Origin of the sequence: Actinoplanes sp. NPDC051633, assembly GCF_040681735.1 — a bacterium.
Classification (GTDB): Bacteria; Actinomycetota; Actinomycetes; order Mycobacteriales; family Micromonosporaceae; genus Actinoplanes.
Genome location: NZ_JBFAZH010001361.1, coordinates 1 through 1,886, shown reverse-complemented (window position 1 = coordinate 1,886; position 1,886 = coordinate 1). Strand labels below are relative to the sequence as shown.

Here is a 1,886-nt window from a genome sequence, read left to right as displayed (position 1 = left end):
GGCTCGCCGTCGCCGCGGGGATGGCCGGCCTGTTCGCGTTCGCCGAACCACTGCTCGGCGCGATGGCACTGGGCGGCGCGGTCGTGGTGCTGCTGGCCACCGCGGCCGGCCTGACCGCCGTACCCGCACTCATCGCCGCGGCGCACCGCCGCATCCCCGCGGCCCGCGGCTCCACCCGCGTGCTCGCCTTCCGCCGCGCCCGACCCGGCCCTGGTCTGCTGGTGCGGCTCGCCGCATTCGCACAGAGCCGGCCCGCGCCGGTCGCGCTCGCCGTCACGACCGGCCTGCTCGCGCTGTCGCTGCCGTTCGGGTTCGCGGTCAACCTGGAGAATTCCGACGCCCGCGCGTTGCCCGCCTCGGCCGAGGATCGCCGGCTGCAGGAGAAGGTGCAGCGCGACTTCAGCGCCGGCCAGGCCGAGCCGATCGTCCTGGTGGTCGACGCCGACCCGACCGAGGCCGCGGCGCGCGACTTCCTGAACGCCCTCAACACGCTCGACGGGGTGCTGCGGGTGCAGCCGCGCCCCGACATCGTCGCGCCGGCGGCCATCATCGACGTCACACCCGAGGGTGGGACGGCCGGCCAGACCTCCCGCGACCTCGTACGCGAGATCCGTACGCTGAACCCGCCCTTTCCCATGCTCGTCGGCGGCCCCGCCGCGGAACTGGTCGACTACCGCGACTCGGTGGCCGGCCGGTTCCCCATCGCGCTGCTGGTCATCCTGCTGTCCACGGCAGTGCTGCTGTTCGTGCTGACCGGCTCGCTGGTGATGCCGGTCAAGGCACTGCTGATGAACGCGCTCACCCTGCTCGCCACGCTCGGCGTCCTGGTTGTCGTGTTCCAGTGGGGCATCGGCGACGCCCTGCTCGGCTTCGACTCGTGGGGCGCGATCGACGTCACCACGCCCGTCCTGCTGTTCGTCTTCGTGTTCGGACTCTCGATGGACTACGAGGTGTTCCTGCTCGCCCGCATCAAGGAGGAGTGGGACGGGCGACGCGCCGGCGACGACGCCGTCCGCGCCGGCATCGACAAGTCCGGACCGGTGGTCACCGCCGCCGCGCTGTGCATCGGCGTGGTGTTCCTCGGCTTCCTGCTCGGCGACCTCATCGCCGTCAAGGAGATCGGTTTCGCGATGGCGGTCGCGCTGCTGCTCGACGTCACGGTCGTCCGCGGCCTGCTCCTGCCGGCGGTGATGCAACTGCTCGGCGAGTGGAACTGGTGGGCGCCCGCGCCGCTGCGCCGGCTGCACCAGAATTGGTTCGCGCCGCGCACCGGCGACCCGGTGCCCGCGGCGGCACGAGTCCCGGCCGCCCGCGCGGCGGACATGGAGAGCGCGCATCGGTAGGACCGGCCTGGCATACGCGCCTATTGCCTGAGGGGCTCGTGTCGCGGCAAGCTCGTCGGGGGGACGTGAGAACGGAGCCGCACGATGACGCAGCTCGACCGACGCCAGTTGCTGATCGGAACGGCTGCGGCCGGCGTGGCCGGCATGGCCGCCGTCGTACTCGATCCGGTGGATTTCGCGTACGCCGACACCGGCGACCAGGTTCGCACGCTGGCCGGGCACATCGCGTACGGGGCACCGGACTGGGTCTACATCCCGCTTCGGGTGCCGGCCGGGGTCAACCGGATCACCGTCTCGTACGCATATGACAAGCCGGCGCCTCCACCCGGCTACAACGGGAACGCTCTGGACATCGGGATCTTCGACGAGACGGGCATCGAGCCGGGCAACGCCGCCGGCTTCCGCGGCTGGTCCGGTGGCTTCCGGGCCGGGTTCACCATCAGCGCGTCCGACGCGACCCCCGGCTATCTGCCGGGGACGGTCCGGCCGGGCACCTGGCATGTCATCCTCGGGCCGTACACGGTGGCACCGCAGGGCCTGAGC

At 72.2% G+C, this 1,886-nt stretch carries 1 protein-coding gene and 1 pseudogene; both read left to right on the top strand.

The genetic code is table 11. From position 1 onward, the window contains the following. Positions 1 to 1,343 (top strand): MMPL family transporter (locus AB0M20_RS40985; RefSeq protein WP_364306657.1); only part of this gene is annotated, 1,343 nt, incomplete at its 5' end. Between the two features lie 84 nt (positions 1,344 to 1,427). Further along, positions 1,428 to 1,886 (top strand): annotated as a pseudogene (locus AB0M20_RS40980) (phosphoesterase); the annotation flags it as partial.